This window comes from Fructobacillus broussonetiae, assembly GCF_018437275.1.
Lineage (GTDB): Bacteria > Bacillota > Bacilli > Lactobacillales > Lactobacillaceae > Fructobacillus > Fructobacillus broussonetiae.
Map to the genome: position 1 here is coordinate 68,926 of NZ_JAAMFK010000003.1, position 19,437 is coordinate 88,362.

A 19,437-nucleotide genomic window follows, 5' to 3' on the forward strand; every position below is an offset into this window, starting at 1 on the left:
CTTATCCCATCAATGATTCTACTTTAGCGATGATCTTGTTTGCAGTGTCCCAGTCTTCACGGTTGAATTCTGAAACTGGAGCTTGGATACCAAAACGGCCTTCCAATTCCAAGAGCAATTCAACAGTGGCCATTGAGTCCAACAAACCTGAGTCAAAAAGGTTTTCGTCCATTTGATCAGCCATGTCTTCGCCGATGATGTTGTTCAATACTTCTAATACGCCTGCTTTTACGTCCATGAGTGTTTCTCCTCTTAAATAGTGTGTTTATACAATCTCGATTTTAACGGTGGAACCAGAATGTGTCCAGGAAGCCACAGAAGACCAAAAAGGTCAAAATGACAAAGTGGAAAGTCAAGACCACAGCAAAAGCTTCCGTGAACTTGTTGTGTGGAATCTTATCCTTGTGCTTTCGCTTGAAGCGAATCCATGCGTCGTTTACCGCCATTCCAGTGGCGTGCATCAAACCGTAAACGATGTAGAACCAAGTCAAGCCGTGCCAGAGTCCCATGGTCAACATGTTAACAAAGTAGGCAATCGTTGAAACGGTGTTACGGTTCTTAATCCACTTGTTCTTCAAGAACAAGAAGACAAAACGCATGAAGACGAAGTCACGGAACCAGAAGGAAAGTGACATGTGCCAGCGATTCCAGAATTCCTTGATGTTCTTTGAGCCGTAAGGCTTGTTGAAGTTGATTGGTGACTCGATTCCCATGACGTATGAAATCGCCAAGGCAAAGAGTGAGTAACCAGCAAAGTCAAAGAACAAGTACATTCCATATGAATAAGCAACCGGAATCAACCACCATGACAAGAGCATGCCGTGGTGGGCGTCAGACATTGCTTGGTTTTGGAAGTATGGGTAAATGATTTCGCCGAAGTAGTAAGACAAGATGAACTTGTATACAAATCCTAAGAACAACTTCTTCGTTGCTTCACCCAAAAGCTCAATGTAACGTGAACGCTCTGGGGCGACGGCCGCATCCTTTGCAAAGCGTGAGTAGCGGTCGATTGGTCCAGAAGACAACGTTGGCATGAAGAGCATGAAGCGCAAGAACATGATTGGGTTGAAGTCGTGGGTCACACCGTCACGTGTTTCGATGATCATTCCAACTGAACGGAAGGTCAAGTAAGAAATTCCGAGGAATCCAAAGAGTGACAACTGTGGCTTAAACAAGCCCGTTCCTGAAATTCGAACCAAAATAATTGGCAGAATGGAAAGGAAGGCTGCCAGGTAAAAGACCCAGGCCTTGTTGGCTTTCTTCCGGTAGGTGATGTATCCCCAAACCAAGAAGAACTGCCAGATGGAATAGCCGATTAAGGCGATTCCTTGATTAATGTAGTGCCCTTCGTCAAAGATTAAGAAGATAAAGGCCAGTGAGACCAGAATTTCATAAGTGACAAAGCGCTTTCCAAAGTACAACCCGATAGCAAGTGGCACGAGAGCGGCCAAGAGGTACAAGAAGTAGGTCGGATCTGCGTAAGGTTGTAAATTAAGCATTGCCATTCACCTCGGCAATCAATCCCTTAAGATCAATCTTACCGTTTTGAGTCAACGGCATTTGTTCACGGTAGATGAAGCGGGATGGCATCATGTAAGGCATGATGATGTCCTTCAAGTCTTCCTTGATGGCATTCGTTAAGTCCATTGGCTTTTCAAAGTCGTTGTCCTTAGGAACAACGATGGCCAAAAGTTGCTTAACATCCCCGTTTTGATCGTAACGTGGAACAGCGGCTGCTTGTTCAACCCATGATGATTGGGTCAAGTGCTGAGCAACTTCTTCCAATTCGATTCGGAAGCCGTGCAACTTGATTTGGAAGTCCATACGTCCCTTGTAGTGCAAGAGTCCGTCTTCATCTTCGAAACACAAGTCACCAGTGCGGTAACCAGGCTCACCGTTTACTTCCAAGAAAGCAGCCTTTGTCTTTTCAGGGTTGTTCAAGTAACCCTTTGAAACAGCTGGTCCAGAAAGAACCAACTCACCGGATTCACCAGTTGGCAAGGTGTTTCCTTCCTTGTCCATGATGGTTGCCTTCATGTCTTCTTTCATGTAACCGATAGGCAACTTGTCGTACTTAGCAAGTACGTCATCCGTAATTTCCAAGGCTGAAACGGCAACGGTTGCTTCCGTTGGACCGTACGTGTTGTAAATCTTTGCTTGTGGGAAGCGTTCACGCAACTTCTTTGAAGTAGCAGAAGTCAACACTTCTCCACAGAACAAGAAGGTCTTCAAATTTGGATAGTTATCCGCGTTGAAGTCTGGTGAAAGCAAAGCCACGTTTGCAAATGATGGTGTTGAAACCCAACGGTCCAATTCCATCTTTGGCAAAGCTTCAAAGAGTTGCTTAAAGTCGTCAGCCACTTCCTTTGGCAAGGCCTTCATAACCCCACCAGCCAATAAAGCGCCGGCCCATGACATAACGGATACGTCAAATGAGAACGGTGTTTGGGCCAAGATGTTTTGACCATCCCCCAAATCGAAGTCGTCAGACAACATCCAATTAATGTAAGAAAGTGCATTCTTGTGTGAAATCTGAACACCCTTTGGCTTACCGGTTGTACCGGAGGTAAAGATGATGTAGTAGTTATCATCTCCCAATACAGGGTGTGTGAGTTCGTAATCCTTACCAGCAGTAAAGGCTTGCTTCAATTCGTCGCCCTGGAAGACAGGAACGGAATCGATGGCCATTGGCAATTCGTCCAATGCAATCACTGCGGCTGGTTGACCGATTTCCAAAATGTTTTCGATTCGGTCATTTGTTGAGTCCTTGTCGACTGGCGCATAGGCGTGACCAGACTTAACAGCTGCCAAGAAGGCGGCAACCATTTCAAATTGGTGACCACCAAAGACCATGATTGGCGCCTTAGGAGCTAAGTTTTGTTCATCTAAGTACGCAGCAAGTGAATCTGAGTAAGCCTTCAATTCACCGTAAGTGTGCGTGTTACCCATTTCGTCATAGGCAATTTTGTCGGGGTTTTCGAGCGCGAAAGCGTCGATATGCTTGTAAATATTTTCAATCATTATTTAAACCTCTTAGAACTCGTTATAAATAAAGTGTCCACCGGTTACACCAGAGTAGCCGTATAAGTATATCAAAAACAACATGATCAAAAAGTAGACCAGGGTTTTCGTGACAAAGGCAACCCAAGGCCTTTTTATGAAGCGTTGAAACATCGCGTCATGCCCCCAAATTCAATCTAATTAGTGTATAATTAGCGGCATAAGCACCACTAAGTTACAGTAAAATACTCCGCCTATTATAGCACAAATTAGATTGCTGTATAGGCGGTCTGATTAGCTCAAGGACAAAGAAGGTACCGATGTTTCAAAGAAGTTTCAAAAAATTGGCCGAGTTGGATTTGACTTTTTCAAAACTACTGCCTGTAAACACTTTATTTGCAGCTTTTAAAAAAATGGTCCCGCTCGTTATTATTAACGTTTACTTACATCTTTTCTTAAAGCTGTTTTTGGATCGAAGCGCGTTGATTCCCGCTGTCTTCCACATTAAGTTACGGCCAATGCCCTTCTACCAAGGAATGCTCTTTTTGACCGCTGCCTTCGACTACTTGGTCATCGCCTTCGTCATGGCTTTGTGGACAAAGAGCTACTTAAATCGGAAGTTACAAGTTTACGGTTATCAAAAAGACGAGCTGCTGCCCGTCTTAATCAACTTCGCTCTGGCGCTATCATACGGCTTTGCAACTTATAGTTACGCCAGCCAGTCAGCCATTCACATCATTATCGTCATCGCGCTCACTTATTTGGCTAACCTCTCTTTTGTTGGACTGACTCGTTTGACTAAGGGAAAGCTCGCCGACTTCGGCTTTGCCTATCTCTTGTGGGGCGCCATCGTTCTTGGCCTCGTTTCCCTCTTATATAGCCACTTGCCAAAGTTGCTGATTTCAAACAGTTATGCGGACTTCTTCTCGCAGACCTTCTTTGCGCACTGGTACGGCCTGTTACTCGCTGCCATTGTCGCCCCAATCCTCTTTGTGCTCGGCTTTGCCGTTCCGATGGATTTAACGGCTGCTTCCATGGATCTTTCCCAAGTAAACAGCAACATGAACGCCGTTTACCAGGCAGTGATGGCCCAGTTACCATACCCAGCAAACCCCTACTCCGTTTTGACAACGGCCGCCATGCTCGGCGGAACGGGAGCGGCTTTGGGATTGGTCATCGTCTTGGTTCTGCAACAAAATAAGAAGACAAGGCGACTCGGTCTCTTTGCTTTCTTACCTGCCATCTTTGATTCATCAAAAATCTTGGCATACGGTTACCCGCTATTTCTACGGCCACTCATGCTCGTTCCAATGATTTTGGCCTCCGTCTTCGGCACGGTGTTCACCACCTGGTTCATTCTAGCCGGATGGGTTCGCCCAACCGTTTTTGCCGTGCCGAACAGCACGCCACACATTCTTCTGTCCTTCTTCGCATCACAGACGCCCTACCGCTCACTAGCGGTGACGCTCATTGTTTTACTCGTGTCGGTACTCATTTACTGGCCATTTGTAAAAGCGGACAAGTTAGGAGGCCAGTATGAATAAGTTGAAAGCTTTAATGAAGAAAACCGTTACTTCTATTCATCGCCTGCCAAAATCCGGCAAAGTCGCCTTAATTTTGGCCATCGCATTCGTGGCCGTTCTTGGTATTCTTGGCCGCATGTGGATGTTAACGGAGCACCAAAACGACCGGGCCATCCAGAAGGCGCGAATGGAACCGGTTATTTTCATCCCGGGTTCTTCAGCAACCATCCGTCGTTTCGACGATTTAATTGATACGTTGAACTCACAGGATAAATCAAACGACAACCACTCGGTTTTGAAGGTTCAGGTCGAAAAAGATGGTTCGCTCACCTATTCCGGTCACTTGACCAAGTCCAACCGACAGCCCTTCATCGTCGTTGGTTTCGTTAATAACGATGATAACTACCCAACCATTCAGGCCGATTCTCAGGCCTTGGGCCGCGTGATGTCTGACCTGCAAAGCAAGTACCACTTCCGTAACTTCTCTTCCATCGGTCACTCAAACGGTGGCTTGATTTGGACGGACTACCTGGAAAACTACTACTCAAGCCAAAGCTTCCACATCCGTACGTTGATGACCTTGGGAACACCATTTAACTTCAACGAATCATCAACAACCAAGAAGACGACGATGTTAAACGACTTCATCGAAGGATCAGATAACCTACCAAAGGATTTGAACGTATACTCCGTTGCCGGATCCGATGACTACACAGACGATGGTACAGTCAATGTCCAGTCGGTCTTGACCGGTAAGTACATCTTCCAAAAGAAGGTGGCCAAGTACACGCAAACCACGGTTTCCGGGGACAACGCTTCCCACTACTGGTTGCCAGAAAACCCCGAGGTCGTGAACTTAATCCGTGAGCTCATTCTTCAAAACAAGGGAAAGAACCCACGAAATAACACCAACAAGTTGAAGGATGAATCCAACAAAAACGATCGTCCAGAGAACTAATCAAGCTCGAAGGGAGGGTTTGACTTTGACAGTAAAAAACAGCGGATGGAAGAAAACCCTTCTTGGTATGGTGCTTTCATTGTTCGTTCTACTGGCGTTCGGGCCATTCGCCTCGGCCGACGACCCGAGTCAGATTAAGCCAGATGGTGAAAACCCGTTCATCACGGACCGAGCCAAAGTACTGACAGCGGATACAAGCCAACTTATTAACCAGCAAAACCAACGGGCGGAAAGTGACGAAAAGCAACCGCAAATCGCCATCTTGACCGTTGATTCGACTGATGGCATGTCGATTGCGGACTTCACCAACGAACTGACGCTTGGGAAAAATTGGAAGGTCGGATCGAAAAAAGAAAACAACGGTATCCTGATTGTCTTTGCCAAAAACGGCGGCCAGAACAAGATTCGCGTGGCCACCGGGACAGGTGCTGAAGCTTACCTGCCCGACGGAAAGATTCACCAGCTCTTCGTCAAGAATCAGGACAATTTGAAGTCCCAGGACATGGCCAAAGTCGACCAAGGGATTCGCCAGCTGATTCAAGACATCGAAGCTTCGTACAACCAAGCCCTTGGTGGTGAAACGGAGAAGAAAAATCCCTTCCAATCAGCGCCCTCAGGATTGATTGCCTTCATTCTCGTCATACTTGCCATTCTGCTCGTGATTGTGATTGTCTTGGTCTTGAAATCATTAGGCCGCTATCAGGGCCAATCTCAGCGCCCCGGTTCTGCAAGACACTCGAGCGGAGCCAGCGGTTTCTTCTGGGGCTGGTTGATTGGTGATTTACTTTCATCCGGAAGCCGGCACAGCTACTATGACGATGACGACGACCACTTCGGTGGTGGCGGTGGCTTCGGCGGAGGCGGCGACTTTGGCGGTGGCGGGTCTGACTTTTGACTTGCTTAACGTAAAAGACTTCCAATAGAATAAACGCGTATCATCATTCAAAAAGAAAAGGAAAATACTATGACTGTGATTAACGAAAACACACCCTTCTACAAGAAGCGCGGTGTTCAGGTAACGGCCGGAATCGTGGCCGTCTTCTTGATCCTCATCATGATGTTCGTTTCATCATCAAACGGATTGAACAAACAAGAACAAAACGTCGATGCGGCAACCGGTGAGATTCAAACCGCCTTGCAAAACCGTGCGGACTTGATTCCAAACCTGGTAAACGCCGTTAAGGGTGCCCAGGGACAAGAATCGGCCATCTACGGTAAGATTGCCGATGCACGTACCCAGTACAACCAGGCTAAGCAGTCATACGACAACGCTTCGAGTCAAGATAAGAAGACCTCTGCCATGCAGGGACAGGACCGTGCCTTTAACTTGATGGTTTCAACCATTCAAGAAAACTACCCGGATTTGAAGTCTTCTGACCAGATGGGGACGTTGATGGCTCAAATTGAAGGGGCAAACAACCGCGTCACTTACGAACGTAAGAAGTACAACCAAGCGGTTCAAGATTACAACAACAAGGTTGTGTCCTTCCCATCATCATTGGTTGCTGGTATGACCGGTCATTCTAAAATGGCTTACTACCAAGCGGACGAAAGTGCACAGAAAAATCCAACGGTTGACTTCAGTAAGTAAGTCAGTACAATTCTAAGAAACCCGCTTTATAGCGGGTTTTTCTAATGCAGTTGAATTAAAAATGAGAAAAAAAGCCCGGACCATCTGGCCCGGGCTTTTCCCATTCTCTCATAAAGAATAATTCTACTTTACTAAAGAAAGCTTAAAAAGGCAAGGAAATTTTAAACGAAAATTAAATAATGCAGGATTAGGAAATTCAACACAATGAGTAAACTCTGCCACTATCAGTTTCTTTTGATTGTAAGTCCCCCATCTGTGCTTAAGTAAACCTAATTTATCTTGCTTATTTTAAAAATTTTAACTTATTCCGAATAGTAATACAAAAAGTGGATTTTTATATAGTAAAATGCTATAATTATTTGTCTAATATTTGACTAATTCATAACAATAAGAACGCTATTGGAGGCTTTTATGAATATTGTAGATTCAATTCAAAAAGTCGTAACCAACGCCTCAATCATCGGTGCCATTGTTGCAACAATCGGTACGATTTTGTTGGGTTACTGGTTGCGCAAGACGGACCGTTTGAAGGAAGGTGCCGTTAAGACGTTGACTGCTGTCACAATGACAGTTGCATTGCCACTCTTGGCTTTCAACTCATTCATGACGCCCTTGAACCAAAAGACTTTGGAACAAGGAATGTCAGTTTTGATCTGGGGATTGTTGATTTACATCATCTTGATCATTACGATGCCTTGGTTGTACGCCAAGTACGGTAAGGACGAAAAGGATGTCTTGGGTGTCTTGACGTCATTTGGTTCAACGACCTTCTTCGGAATGCCAATTGTTGGTGCCGTTTACGGTGCTAAGGGTGTCATGTACGCCTCAATCTTTAACATTGGTTACCGTGTCTTCTTGTACTCATACGCTTACATCAAGATGTCAGGTCAACAATTGAAGGGTGAACACATCAAGAAGATGTTGTTGAACCCAATTGTTATTGCAACCTTCCTCGGACTCTTCTTGTGGTTGGTTCAAAACGCCGCACCACAAGTTGCTGTATCCGTAACGAACGCTACAACTGGAAAGACGGCAATTCAACACGTTGCCTTCTTCCGTTTGGACGCGACGATGCCATACCTCTACTCATGGTTTAAGATTTTGGCTTCATTGGCCTCACCACTTGCCTGGTTGGCCATCGGTGCAAACTTGGCACAAATGTCATTCGGTGAAGCATTGAAGAACAAGACGGCTTGGTACTACTCATTTAACAAGGTCATCATCGTTCCTGTTATCATGATTGTTCTCTTGGTTGTGACGTCATCAATGGGCATCTTGCCAGTTGACCACATCGCTTTGGCAACAATGGTTATTATGATGGCAACGCCAGTTGCGACCGTTGCGGTTAACTACGCAATGGCCTTCAACCGCCAATCATTGATGGCATCAAACACGTCACTTATTTCAACCATCTTCGCGACGGTTGCTATCCCAGTTTGGATCATCATTGTTCAACTCTTGGGTGACATGCCACTCTTCAAATAATCAAATAAACTCTCTCATTTAAGAACTTTCATAGGAGGCCAAAATGGCTTTTAAGATTATCTCTTTTGGAACTCGTGATAACGAAATTTCACACTTTGACGCTTTGAACAAAGAAGGCTTCGAGCTTACTTACAAGGCTGAAAACTTGACCCACGAAAACATCGAACTCGTTAAGGGCTTTGATGGTGTCTTGCTCCGTGCAAACAACGTGGCAGACAAGCAAAACTTGGACCAAATGGCTGAATGGGGCATCAAGTATGTCTTCACTCGTACCGTTGGTTACAACCACATTGATTTGGATGCGGCAAAGGCAAACGGGCAAATCGTTGCTTACGTGCCTGCATACTCACCATACGCCGTTGCTGACTTGGCATTCGGTTTGGGAATCATGCAAAACCGTAACTTGTCTGGGGCCGTTGCGAACTCACAAGAAGGTGACTTCCGTCCAAACCCAGCGTCATTCGTTCCTGAATTCCAAAACTTGACGGTTGGAATCGTTGGTACGGGTAAGATTGGTTTGGCCGAAGCAAAGCTTTGGAAGGGTGTTGGTTCAAAGGTACTCGGTTACGATCCATTCCCTAAGGACGGTATCGAAGATATCTTGACTTACGCTTCTTTGGAAGACTTGCTCAAGGAATCAGACATCGTTTCTTTGCACGTGCCTTACTTCAAGGGTACAAACGACCAGTTCTTTGCTGAAAAGGAACTCAAGATGATGAAGTCATCAGCTGTGTTGGTTAACACTGCCCGTGCTGAAATCACGGACGAAGAAGCCATCATTGAAGCTGTTAAGAACGGCGAAATCAAGGGATTTGCAACGGACGTTATCTCAAACGAACGTGCCTACTTCGGTCAAGTACAACCGGAAGCGGCAAAGGATTCTGCCTCAATCATGGCGCAGTTCCACGCCCTTTATCCTAAGATCGTGTTGACGCCACACATTGGTTCATACACGGAAAACGCTTTGGATGACATGATTTCAATCTCATACCAAAACTTCAAGAACGCCATTGATGGTAACTTTGAACAAAACTTCTTGGTTTCACGAGAAGCTTAAGTTCATCATTTTAAAAGTCGGACCCGAACCGGGTCCGGCTTTTTTATTTTGGCTTTCGCCCTTCCTAAAAAGAAGGCCAAAGATAACGCAAATTTTGTTTGAAAGTACCCCTTTTTGTACGTTACCATGGCTCTACAAGAAACGAACATGCAAGAAAAAAGGAGGATGACACATGGCAAAGACATGGTTTATCACGGGAACATCATCTGGATTCGGTAAGGATTTGGCCATCCGTTTGGCAAAGCAAGGAGACGTGAACGTGGTGGCAACGGCCCGCCGCCCCGAAACACTGTCATACTTGGACGAATTCGACAACGGTCAAATTTTGAAGGCGCAATTGGACGTGACAAAGCCAGAGGAAATCAAGACGGCGGTCGAAGCAGCGATAGACAAGTTCGGTGCCATCGACGTTTTGGATAACAACGCTGGATTGGGCTACTTCTCCACGTTCGAAGAAGGAACGGACGCTGACATCAAGAAGATGTTTGACGTGAACGTCTTTGGTTTGATCAACGTGACGAAGGAAGTGTTGCCAATTATGCGCAAGCAAGACTCAGGAATTATCATGGGCTTGTCATCGGTGCTTGGACAGGTTGGGTTGCCTTCCCTCTCCTACTACGCCGGAACGAAGTTTGCGGTTGAAGGAATGTATGAAGCGCTCCAAAAGGAACTTTCAAAGACCAACATTAAGGTGATGTTGATTGAGCCGTCAGGATTCCGAACGGACTGGGCAGGACGTTCTTCAAATAAGACGTCAACGAAGCTCCCAGAAGTGTACGGCGACGTGCAGGCAGGAATTGATGCGGTGGGTAACGGTGACGAACCAGGTGACCCAAAGAAGGCCGCAGAAATCATCGTGAAGACGGTGGAAAAGGACGAGGAATTGCCATTCCGTTTGCCACTGGGTCAAGCGTCAGTGGAAGGAACGGAAGCGAAGTTGAAGGCTGACTTGGCAGAAATCGAAAAGATGCACGACCAGGCGGTATCAGCGGATTTCCAAGACTAAGATACTGGAAAAACGGCGCCCCACGGGGTCGCCTTCAAAACACCATAAAGGGCGGGCATCACAGCCCACCCTTTCAAAACAAAAAGCACCCCAACCTGGGGTGCTTTTTTTAATCCTTCTTCTATTGTAATTCCTTTTGGTGCTTCACCAAGAAATCGATGAAGTACTGACTGGCAATGGGGAGCGTTTCCTTCTCACGGTAAACGACGGCGACCGGACGTTTCACAGCTGGAACCACCGATTTGGCGACCACGTCAAAATCGGTACGGGAATCCACCAGCTCAGATAGAATGCCAATGCCAAGGTCGGCTTCCACCATGGCCATGATGGTGTAGTCATCTTGAATGCGGTAACGCACATCAGCGTGGGCACCTGCCTTCTCAAAGGCGGCTAAGGGCTCGGAGTAGCCTCCTCCTTCAACAAGGATGAACGGATCGTCTTGGAGCTTTTCGATGGGCACTTCGTCCAACTCGGCAAGAGGGTGATGACTTGGTAAGAAGACTTTCATCTCGGTTTCGTGGAGGACCACTTTGTTGAAGCCATCCCCGTACTCCGAGGTCATCAAACCGAAATCGATTTCACCGCGTTTCAACCAGTCCAAGATCATGCCGAAGTCCCCCTGCTGGAGAACAAACTCAATGTTTGGATACTTCTCTTGGAAAGCTTTAAAAAGTGGTGGGAGCCAGTAACAAGAAACCGACGTGATGGCTCCGATTCGAACGGTTCCCTTGTCGAGTCCCTTCAATGAAGCGGCTCGTTCTTCTAAGGCTTGGTACTGGCGCAGGGCTTGAACGATGTAGGGGTAGAGCTCTTCTCCTTCGGGCGTTAGGCTGACCCCGTTTCTTGAGCGCTTCAAGATTTGAATGCCGAACTCCTTTTCGAGGGCGGCCATCATCTGAGAAACGGATGATTGCGTGTACCCCAAGGTTTCGGCCGCCTTCGTAAAGGACTTAAGCTGTATGATGGTTTCTAAGACAAGTAGACGATTCATCTTATATCACTTTTCCTTATGCATGTATGGTATTTATTAATTTTACTTATCATATCATAGGACTTATGATAAATGTAATCAATAAAGAAGTTTGGAGAAGCTCCTATGGATATATTTAAGAAAGAATCCGTTGCATCATTTATGCAATCCGATTCAAAACTGAAAAAAACACTCCGCACAAAGGACCTGATTGGTTTGGGTATCGGTGCCGTTATCGGTACTGGAATCTTCATCTTGCCAGGTCACGAAGCCGCAACCCACGCTGGACCAGCCGTGGCCATCGCCTTCTTGTTAGCAGCCTTGGTATCTGGTTTGGTTGGAATGGCCTACGCTGAATTCTCATCAGCCATGCCCGTTGCCGGTTCGGCCTACTCATTTGGATCCGTTGTCTTCGGTGAAATTATCGGTTGGATCTTGGGTTGGGCCTTAATCCTGGAATACTTCCTGGCCGTCTCAGCCGAAGCAACCGGATTTGCCGCCTACTTCAACGACAACTTGTTAACGGCAGTTGGTATTCACTTACCAAAGGCATTGCAAGCTGGTCCGATGGAAGGAGGTGTCGTGAACATCACGGCCGTCCTCGTCGTCCTGGTTATCGCCGCCATCATCATGAAGGGTTCCGCCCTCTCAACGAAGGTTGAAAACTTTGCCGTTGTGGTCAAGGTTGCCATCATCATCTTATTTATTGCTGTTGGTGTCTTCTACATTAAGTCCGATAACTACGTACCGTTCTACCCATCACAGTTCCACGGTACACCGTTCGGCATGGGTGGTATCTTAACCGCCGCCGCAACTGTGTTCTTCGCTTTCATCGGATTCGATGCCTTGGCAGCCAACTCAGCTGAAACAATCAACCCAGGTAAGACGGTTGTCCGTGGTGTCTTGGGAACGGTTGCCATCGCCGTTGTGCTTTACGTGGCCTTCTCATTTGTTTTGACTGGAATTGTTCACTACTCAAAGCTTGGTGTTGATGACCCAGCAGCCTTCGCGCTTCAAGTTATCCACTTGAACATGTTCAACAAGCTCATCACGGTCGGTGCCCTCTTTGGTATCTTCACAGCCATGATGACAATGTTTATCGGTGGTTCACGACTTGTCTACGCATTAGGACGTGACGGTCTTCTTCCAAAGGCAATGGGTACGGTTTCAGAAAAGTACCACGTGCCAGAAAAGGCCATTATCGTGGCAACAATTGTTCAGGCCTTCTTCGCTGGAATGGTTCCTCTTTCACAACTGGCATCACTGATTAACGCCGGAACGTTGATTGCCTTCGCCTTCATCTCATTCGGTGTCATCAAGCTCCGCCGTCGAAAGGATATCAAAAACGACGGCTTCAAGATGCCTTGGTACCCATTCCTCCCAATCGTGGCTGGACTTTGCTCCGTTGGATTCATCTTCATGCTTCCAGCCGTGACAAAGATCTCAGTTACGATTTGGTTGGCCATCGGTTTGCTGTTCTACTTCACCTACGGTGTCCACCACTCAAAGCTTCAACAAAAGAAGTAATTTTAATAAATATTCCCCCTGTAAAAGTCGCCCCCGGACCAGTCCGGAGGCGGCTTTTTATATTTTAATCTTCACTTGATTCTCATTTAATTTTAATATAGACATACCAATCTACAATAAGTCTCAATCAAATAAAGGAGGCTTATCTTTTGAAAAAATTATCTTTCAAAAAGCCTGACTGGTATCTAACCAGTATTCTCCTTCTCGCCGCCTTCTTGTACGGCTGGGGAATCTGGGATGCCGGTTCTGCTAACTCATATTACACCGCTGCCATCACCTCGATGACTCAGTCATGGCATAACTTCTGGTACGGAGCATTCGATCCTGCTGGATTCATCACCGTTGATAAGCCACCCATCGCTCTCTGGTTCATGGCCATTTCGGCTAAGATTTTCGGTATCCAAGGTTGGTCAATCGTCCTCCCTTCCGTTCTAGCTGGAATTGGTTCCGTCTACTTACTCTACCGTCTTATCAAACCACGCTTTGGACTATGGGCAGGCCGAACGGCGGCCTTGGTCATGACCATCACTCCGACGGTCGTCGCAAACTCAAGAACCAACAACATGGATGCCATCTTGGTCTTCTTCCTTCTCTTGGCGGTTTTTACGTTAACGCGAGCGGTCAAAAAAAGAAGCTTGTGGCTCGTCTTTCTCGCGTTTGCCACTATTGGAATTGCTTTTAACATTAAGATGCTGCAGGCCTTCATGGTTCTGCCAGCAATGCTCTTCTACTACTGGATTGCGAGCCGGAAAACGTTCAAGAAGAAAACGGTTGGTCTTCTAACCGCCATCGTTTCCTTAACCCTCTTCACGGTGGCTTACCCAGTGGCGGTTGATTCCGTTTCATCAAATAACCGACCTTACATCGGCTCTTCACAGAGCAACTCGCTCTTGGAATTAGCCTTCGGTTATAACGGAACGGAGCGCTTACTTGGTCAAACTTCTGGAACTGGTGGTACTTTCGGAGGCATGGGAAAGAATAACCAAAAAACGAAGCAAAACCAAGCGCCAACTGGTGGCCAACCAGGCAACCAAAGTAAGAACGCCACAAAGCAAGTAACGACAAATAACCAAAACACAACAAATAACAACGGCGCACCAACGCCGAAAACGAAAAACTCGACTAAGCAATCATCTGGAAACGGCGCACAAACGCCGCCATCCGGATCAGGAAAGAATAACCAAACGCCACCTTCTGGCTCAAAGAACGGGCAACCAACACCGCCTTCTGGCTCTGGAAAAAAGAAGAGTATGAAACAGCCGGGTGGTCGAGGTAAGAATGGCCCAACCGGTGGCGGAAATTCCGCCTTTGCCATTGGAAGTGCCGGTCCGTTCCGACTCTTCCAGTCAGACCTTGGTTCTCAAATTGGATGGTTCTTACCATTCGCCTTCCTAGGTATGGGAACGGGTCTTTGGGCCTTCCGAAAGAAAGGTAACAAGTGGTACCAGCTTTCAGAAAAGCAAAAGGACGTCATCCTCTGGTCCGGTTGGTTCGTACCAGTTTATGGCTTCTTCTCGGTGGCTTCCTTCTTCCACCCTTACTACACCATCATGTTAGCGCCAGCCATTGCTGCATTGACTGCTATTTCAGTCGCTGCAACGGCTAAGGTTGTTAAGGAAGGTTCTGATAAGGAAAAGATCGTTGCCAAGGTTCTTCTAGCCCTCACCATCATTGGTACGGGCGCCCTTCAAGCTTACTACGCATGGTCAACAACACCGGTCGTTGCCATTCTCGTGTTGGTATTGAGTATCGTATCGGCTTTGCTATTCTTCCTCAAAATAAGCTTTGGTAAGCAAGCAGCCATCATGACCACGGTGACGAGTCTCGCCATTCTTTCAGGATTCTGGGCACTCACACCAACCCTTTCACACAACTCGGCAGCCATTCCCGCTGCTAGTCCAAGCCTCCTCAGTCAGAAGGGTTCTTCTGACATGGGCGGTCAGGTCGACTCAGCCCTTCTTTCTTACACAAAAAAGAACCAGGGATCTGCGAAGTACCTCTTTGCAACAACGGATTCCAACTCCGCTTCCGGATACATCATCAAATCAAAGAAGGCCGTGATGGCCATCGGTGGTTACAACGGAACGGATCCAACGATGACACTTTCCCAATTTAAGAAACTCGTAAAAAGTGGTCAATTGCGTTACTTCGTTGTTGGAAATACGAAGTCTTCAACGGGTAACGTGGCTAAGATTCTCTCCTGGGTTCAAGAAAACGGAACGAAGGTGAGCTACTCAACAAAGAACAACACATCGACTAATAGCAAGCAACAAGGGCCTGAATTTGGTGGCCAAAGCGGCAACCAAACCCTCTACGACCTTTCGTCTCTTGCAAACTAAGAACAATGAAAGGAGCACTTTATGAACTCTAAAAAACCTGTCTTAGCGCTAATTCTTCCTGCTTTCAATGAAGATGAAGCACTCTTAAAAACCGTTACAAAGCTCCGCCAAATCAAAATGGATTTAATTGAAAGACAAAAAGTAAACGCTGCTTCTTTCATATTAATTGTCGACGACGGATCAAAGGATGACACTTATGAAATCATGACCCGTCTCTATGAATCCAGCCAGGACATTCGAACGGTTAAGTTGTCCAGGAATTTCGGACACCAAAACGCCTTGATGGCTGGCCTAAAAGAGGCGATTAAGGTATCGGATTTAACGATTACTTTAGACGCTGACCTGCAGGACAACCCGGATGTTATTAGTCAAATGGTGGAGTGCTACCTGGAAGGAAAAGACATTGTCTATGCGGTTCGCTCAAACCGAGAAAGTGACTCTTGGTTCAAAAAGAATTCAGCCAATGCTTTCTACCGTGTTGCTTCATGGCTCGGTGTTGAGCTCATACCAAACCACGCCGATTTCCGCTTGATGTCAAAAAGAGCCGTCGAAGCGCTCCTTAAGTTGCCCGAACGAAATCTCTTCTTGAGGGCAATGGTGCCACGCGTCGGTTTCCCGTCGGATACCGTTTCCTACGTTCGGTCCAAACGCCAAGCTGGTGAATCAAAGTATCCACTCAAAAAAATGCTTTCATTTGCGGTCGACGGCATCACGTCGTTTTCGGTAAAACCACTTCAACTCCTCTTCTACCTAGGTATCCTCATTTCTTCCGTTGCCGGAATTGAAATCACCTACACGCTCCTCGAAAAAGCCTTTGGTGATCCAACGGCTGGTTGGTCCTCACTCATGATTTCCATCTGGTTGCTCGGCGGTCTCAACTTAACGGCTTTTGGAATTATCGGGACCTACATCGGAAAAATCTTTACAGAAACCAAGAGGCGTCCCCTCTTCTTCATCGAAGAAGAACACATCGAAACAAAAAGCACGCAGCGTTTCCAAGTGAAACAAGCACAATAGTGCTTTTGCCACATTCCACGGAATGTGGTTTTTTTATTATCTTTCATGGCACAAAAAAAAGCTTCTCATTCGAGAAGCTCTGAACCATTAGGGCTTTAGTTCGACTAAGGCCTCTTTTGAATCTTTGATGGCGCTACGGTAAATCGCTTGAGCACATTCTTCCATGTACGCGAGCTTTTTACGATCGTCCTTCATCTCACACATTCCGGTTAAAATGCGTGTTTTTTGTAACTTGATGCCGACGCGACCTAAAATGTCACGTCTCCAATGCGTCACGATGGAACCAAAGCGACGTTGGAAGTAAGCAGGACGGTCTGACGTCAAAAATAAGTCAGCACTCCGTCCCTGCAATAACCCTTCAAGGTTTCGGAAGTTGGGTTGACGGTAGGCAAAGCCCGGCGTCAACACACGGTCCAGCATTCCCTTCAGGACAGACGGTTCTGCTCCCCACCAAATGGGGAAGAAGAAGCAGAGCTTATCAGCCCATGCAATCTTTTGCTGCAGCTTGGTGATGTAATCCATTTCGGGCATCCGAACACGATGTCCATAACGCAAAACGGGGTCAAAATCGGCGATAGCCAAGTCAATGAATTGAACTTGCATGCCTTCTTCAACTAAATGTTCATAGGAATGCATGGCATTCGCATGCGTAAATGACTGATCGTCTGGATGACCTTGAATGATTAAAATGTTCATTGTACGGCTCCTCAATTTTTTTAGGAGCTGCTTGTGTTAATGAAGCTTTAAGCAACTCATCTCAAACAAACCATTTAAATATAGCGTATTGTTACAAATATGTCAAGAGTCAGATTCTCAAAAAGACTGTCATAATAACCTTTTAGACAATTTTCTAATCTTTGTGTATACTTTTGTTATCATTCTAAAACACAAAGGAAGTCTCGCATTATGAGTCAACATTTAAAGATCAAAAATGCATACCGCCTCTTTTTGGTTATCATTGGAACCATCGGGTTGATGGTTAACACGCAGTTTCAAGCATCGTCTCTGCTCTACTACACGACGCTGTCAAACCTCCTTTGCCTGCTGTACTTCGCCTACCTGCTAATTGTTAAGAAGGGTGAAAAGGCTAACTTCAAAGGAGCGGTCACGCTAGCCATCACCGTCACCATGTTGATTTACTGGTGCATTTTGGCTCCCTACAGCTTTAACGTACACGGCTTTACAGAATACTTTGGCGCTTTAATGGTGCACCTCTTCGTTCCACTCATGGTCATCTTGGACTGGGTCTTCTTCGATGAAAAAGGTCGCTTCAGCAAGAAGGCCCCCATCTTCTGGTTAGCCATTCCTTTGACCTACTACGCCTTCACGGTTATCGCCGCGACTTTCAAGGTTGTCTACCCGCTCACCAACACGCACTACCCCTACTACTTCATCGACTCTAACATGTACGGTTGGCCAACGGTCTTCCGAAACGTCATTGTATTAACACTCTTCTTCCTCATTTTAGGTTACGGTTTCTACCGATTGGATAAGAAGCTTGGAAAGAAGTAAAGAAAAAGACGACTCCTTGAAGTCGTCTTTTTTGTGTTTATTTTTCTTGTCCAAAGCGTTGGAGCAACTCCGTCATGTAAGCTGCTGGGCTTTGTCCGAGCAGATCATTCTCCTGCTTTGAGAGCGTGACATTAACATAGTCGTACTCGTCCATCTTTTCGAGGTGGACGGCAAAGGTGCGACTGTACTCACTGTCCTGCTTAATTTTATAGCTCTTAATACTGTCAAAGTCGGATTCGAGGTAGGCGTCTTTTTCGCTTTCATCTAAGATGAAGAGCAAGCGCTGACGTGCCTGATCCACCCAGAGTCCGTCACCCAGGTTAACCGCCTGGTTCTCCTTGAAGTCTGCCAAAACACGGTCCAAGAAGAGTTTCTTGAAAGGCTTCTTCTTTTCGCTTGCTTGCGTATCATCGACATCTTCGTCAACCGAACGTGGTCCTTCGTCTTCAAAGGCCTTCTTCAGCTTTTCCTCACGCTTTTTACGACCGATTCGAGCAAATACCCAGCAGATTAGGATGAAGCCCAGAATCCAGAAAATATGCGTTAAAAGGAATGCCAGAATTAAAATGCCGAGCAAAACTAAAATGATTACTGGCGCCCAAGCGATGAATTCAAAGCAGAGCCAGAAAAATAAGATCATTAGAACAATTAACGATAATAGCAACATTTTCCTTACCTCGTTTCTTAAGGGTAGAGTTTAACACTATCTCTTTTAAAATACTAGCTCCTAAATTGATTCTAATATAGAAGAGGTCTACAATAAAATCGATTGGAGGATTTTATGAAATTTGGAATGCGAACACCATCATTGAAAAAATCTTTTAGTGCCAAAACGACCGGTCGTGCCAATCGAGCCTTGAAGTCTGCCCTTATTCCCGGCTATGGAAAAAAGGGGACGGGGATTTACAAGAACCCGAAGAAGGCCCTGTACAACAAGGTGTACAACAAGACCTCATTTAGCGTAACCGATTTATTTAAATAGAAGATTAAAAAAGCACAACCACTGGTTGTGCTTTTTTTATGGACCTGAGGGGAGTCGAACCCCTGTCCAAACCATCCGCCACATAAGCGTCTACATTCATAGGGCAATCATTGTTACCGCAACCAAAGCAGCCATTGTCCAGAACTTGACTTTGGCCGGGACCTAATTCGATTTAAATCCAATCGCGCAGGCATCGTCATTGAATCGAGCTAACCATTTATAAAAGCAAACTCACCATGTTAGCCTAGCAAGCATGCCCACGAGTCACTGGTTTTTAGGCAGCGACAGCGTAAGAGTTATTGTTTTTTGCAGTTAAATTTCTGCCCGCTTAACGCCCGGACGGCGGAATGCAGCTAATGCTCGTAATAGCCTGTCGAATTCCGGAAACAAGCCCAAAACAAAAAGTGCTGAAGAATGACTCTTCAGCACTAATTATAGCAGATATAAATTAGGCTTTAAACGCCCTTTTA

19 protein-coding genes and 1 other RNA gene are annotated in these 19,437 nt (G+C 46.2%); 12 read left to right on the forward strand and 8 right to left on the reverse strand.

Annotated elements, in window-relative coordinates; genetic code table 11:
- Position 1 precedes the first annotated feature (1 nt).
- The 4 genes from dltC to G6R29_RS02870 are packed head-to-tail and all read right to left on the reverse strand — an operon-like array spanning position 2 to position 3,174.
- Positions 2–238 carry a D-alanine--poly(phosphoribitol) ligase subunit DltC gene (gene dltC, locus G6R29_RS02855; protein ID WP_213808856.1) on the reverse strand — a complete coding sequence of 79 codons (237 nt, stop codon included), beginning with the start codon at positions 236–238 and terminating at the stop codon, positions 2–4.
- A gap of 43 nt (positions 239–281) precedes the next feature.
- A complete protein-coding gene (gene dltB / locus G6R29_RS02860; protein WP_213808857.1) occupies positions 282–1,499 on the reverse strand; it encodes a D-alanyl-lipoteichoic acid biosynthesis protein DltB in 1,218 nt (405 codons plus the stop codon).
- Entirely contained in the window at positions 1,492–3,021 is a 1,530-nt protein-coding gene (gene dltA, locus G6R29_RS02865) for a D-alanine--poly(phosphoribitol) ligase subunit DltA (RefSeq protein ID WP_213808858.1), read from the reverse strand. The genes dltB and dltA overlap by 8 nt, the downstream gene beginning before the upstream one ends.
- Positions 3,022–3,033: 12 nt before the next feature.
- The gene (locus tag G6R29_RS02870; protein WP_213808859.1) at positions 3,034–3,174 is read right to left on the reverse strand and encodes a teichoic acid D-Ala incorporation-associated protein DltX; all 141 of its coding nucleotides are present in this window, start codon (positions 3,172–3,174) and stop codon (positions 3,034–3,036) included.
- Between the two features lie 146 nt (positions 3,175–3,320).
- Here G6R29_RS02870 and G6R29_RS02875 point away from each other — a divergent pair, with 146 nt between their 5' ends.
- The 7 genes from G6R29_RS02875 (at position 3,321) to G6R29_RS02905 (ending at position 10,620) form a co-directional block, all read left to right on the forward strand.
- A complete protein-coding gene (locus tag G6R29_RS02875; RefSeq protein ID WP_213808860.1) occupies positions 3,321–4,544 on the forward strand; it encodes a hypothetical protein in 1,224 nt (407 codons plus the stop codon).
- Positions 4,545–4,557: 13 nt separating this feature from the next.
- Entirely contained in the window at positions 4,558–5,481 is a 924-nt protein-coding gene (locus G6R29_RS02880; protein WP_213809009.1) for an alpha/beta hydrolase, read from the forward strand.
- Positions 5,482–5,506: 25 nt separating this feature from the next.
- Positions 5,507–6,376, forward strand: coding sequence for a TPM domain-containing protein (locus tag G6R29_RS02885; RefSeq protein ID WP_213808861.1), 870 nt, complete (start codon positions 5,507–5,509; stop codon positions 6,374–6,376).
- Positions 6,377–6,445: 69 nt separating this feature from the next.
- Positions 6,446–7,072, forward strand: a complete 627-nt coding sequence (locus G6R29_RS02890; protein WP_213808862.1) for a LemA family protein — start codon at positions 6,446–6,448, stop codon at positions 7,070–7,072.
- A 411-nt stretch (positions 7,073–7,483) separates the two neighbouring features.
- Positions 7,484–8,557, forward strand: a complete 1,074-nt coding sequence (locus tag G6R29_RS02895) for an AEC family transporter (RefSeq protein ID WP_213808863.1) — start codon at positions 7,484–7,486, stop codon at positions 8,555–8,557.
- A gap of 43 nt (positions 8,558–8,600) precedes the next feature.
- A complete protein-coding gene (locus tag G6R29_RS02900; RefSeq protein WP_213808864.1) occupies positions 8,601–9,614 on the forward strand; it encodes an NAD(P)-dependent oxidoreductase in 1,014 nt (337 codons plus the stop codon).
- A 172-nt stretch (positions 9,615–9,786) separates the two neighbouring features.
- Positions 9,787–10,620, forward strand: a complete 834-nt coding sequence (locus tag G6R29_RS02905) for an SDR family NAD(P)-dependent oxidoreductase (RefSeq protein WP_213808865.1) — start codon at positions 9,787–9,789, stop codon at positions 10,618–10,620.
- Between the two features lie 121 nt (positions 10,621–10,741).
- On the opposite strand, the gene G6R29_RS02910 is transcribed toward G6R29_RS02905, so the two are convergent.
- Entirely contained in the window at positions 10,742–11,611 is an 870-nt protein-coding gene (locus G6R29_RS02910; protein WP_213808866.1) for a LysR family transcriptional regulator, read from the reverse strand.
- Positions 11,612–11,716: 105 nt separating this feature from the next.
- Between G6R29_RS02910 and G6R29_RS02915 the strand changes: the two genes are divergently transcribed.
- The 3 genes from G6R29_RS02915 (at position 11,717) to G6R29_RS02925 (ending at position 16,473) form a co-directional block, all read left to right on the forward strand.
- A complete protein-coding gene (locus G6R29_RS02915) occupies positions 11,717–13,117 on the forward strand; it encodes an APC family permease (protein WP_213808867.1) in 1,401 nt (466 codons plus the stop codon).
- A gap of 149 nt (positions 13,118–13,266) precedes the next feature.
- The gene (locus G6R29_RS02920) at positions 13,267–15,456 is read left to right on the forward strand and encodes a glycosyltransferase family 39 protein (RefSeq protein ID WP_213808868.1); all 2,190 of its coding nucleotides are present in this window, start codon (positions 13,267–13,269) and stop codon (positions 15,454–15,456) included.
- Positions 15,457–15,477: 21 nt separating this feature from the next.
- On the forward strand, positions 15,478–16,473 hold the full coding sequence (locus G6R29_RS02925; RefSeq protein WP_213808869.1) for a glycosyltransferase family 2 protein: 996 nt from the start codon (positions 15,478–15,480) through the stop codon (positions 16,471–16,473).
- Between the two features lie 87 nt (positions 16,474–16,560).
- Here the strand turns inward: G6R29_RS02925 and G6R29_RS02930 are convergent, their stop codons facing one another.
- Positions 16,561–17,169, reverse strand: a complete 609-nt coding sequence (locus G6R29_RS02930) for an NAD(P)H-dependent oxidoreductase (RefSeq protein ID WP_213808870.1) — start codon at positions 17,167–17,169, stop codon at positions 16,561–16,563.
- 210 nt (positions 17,170–17,379) lie between these two features.
- On the opposite strand from G6R29_RS02930, the gene G6R29_RS02935 reads away from it, so the two are divergent.
- On the forward strand, positions 17,380–17,985 hold the full coding sequence (locus G6R29_RS02935) for a Pr6Pr family membrane protein (protein ID WP_213808871.1): 606 nt from the start codon (positions 17,380–17,382) through the stop codon (positions 17,983–17,985).
- 37 nt (positions 17,986–18,022) lie between these two features.
- On the opposite strand, the gene G6R29_RS02940 is transcribed toward G6R29_RS02935, so the two are convergent.
- Positions 18,023–18,652, reverse strand: coding sequence for a hypothetical protein (locus G6R29_RS02940; protein WP_213808872.1), 630 nt, complete (start codon positions 18,650–18,652; stop codon positions 18,023–18,025).
- Positions 18,653–18,766: 114 nt separating this feature from the next.
- Here G6R29_RS02940 and G6R29_RS02945 point away from each other — a divergent pair, with 114 nt between their 5' ends.
- Positions 18,767–18,967, forward strand: coding sequence for a hypothetical protein (locus G6R29_RS02945; RefSeq protein WP_213808873.1), 201 nt, complete (start codon positions 18,767–18,769; stop codon positions 18,965–18,967).
- 36 nt (positions 18,968–19,003) lie between these two features.
- On the opposite strand, the gene ssrA is transcribed toward G6R29_RS02945, so the two are convergent.
- Positions 19,004–19,361: a transfer-messenger RNA gene (gene ssrA / locus G6R29_RS02950) on the reverse strand.
- Between the last annotated feature and the right edge of the window lie 76 nt (positions 19,362–19,437).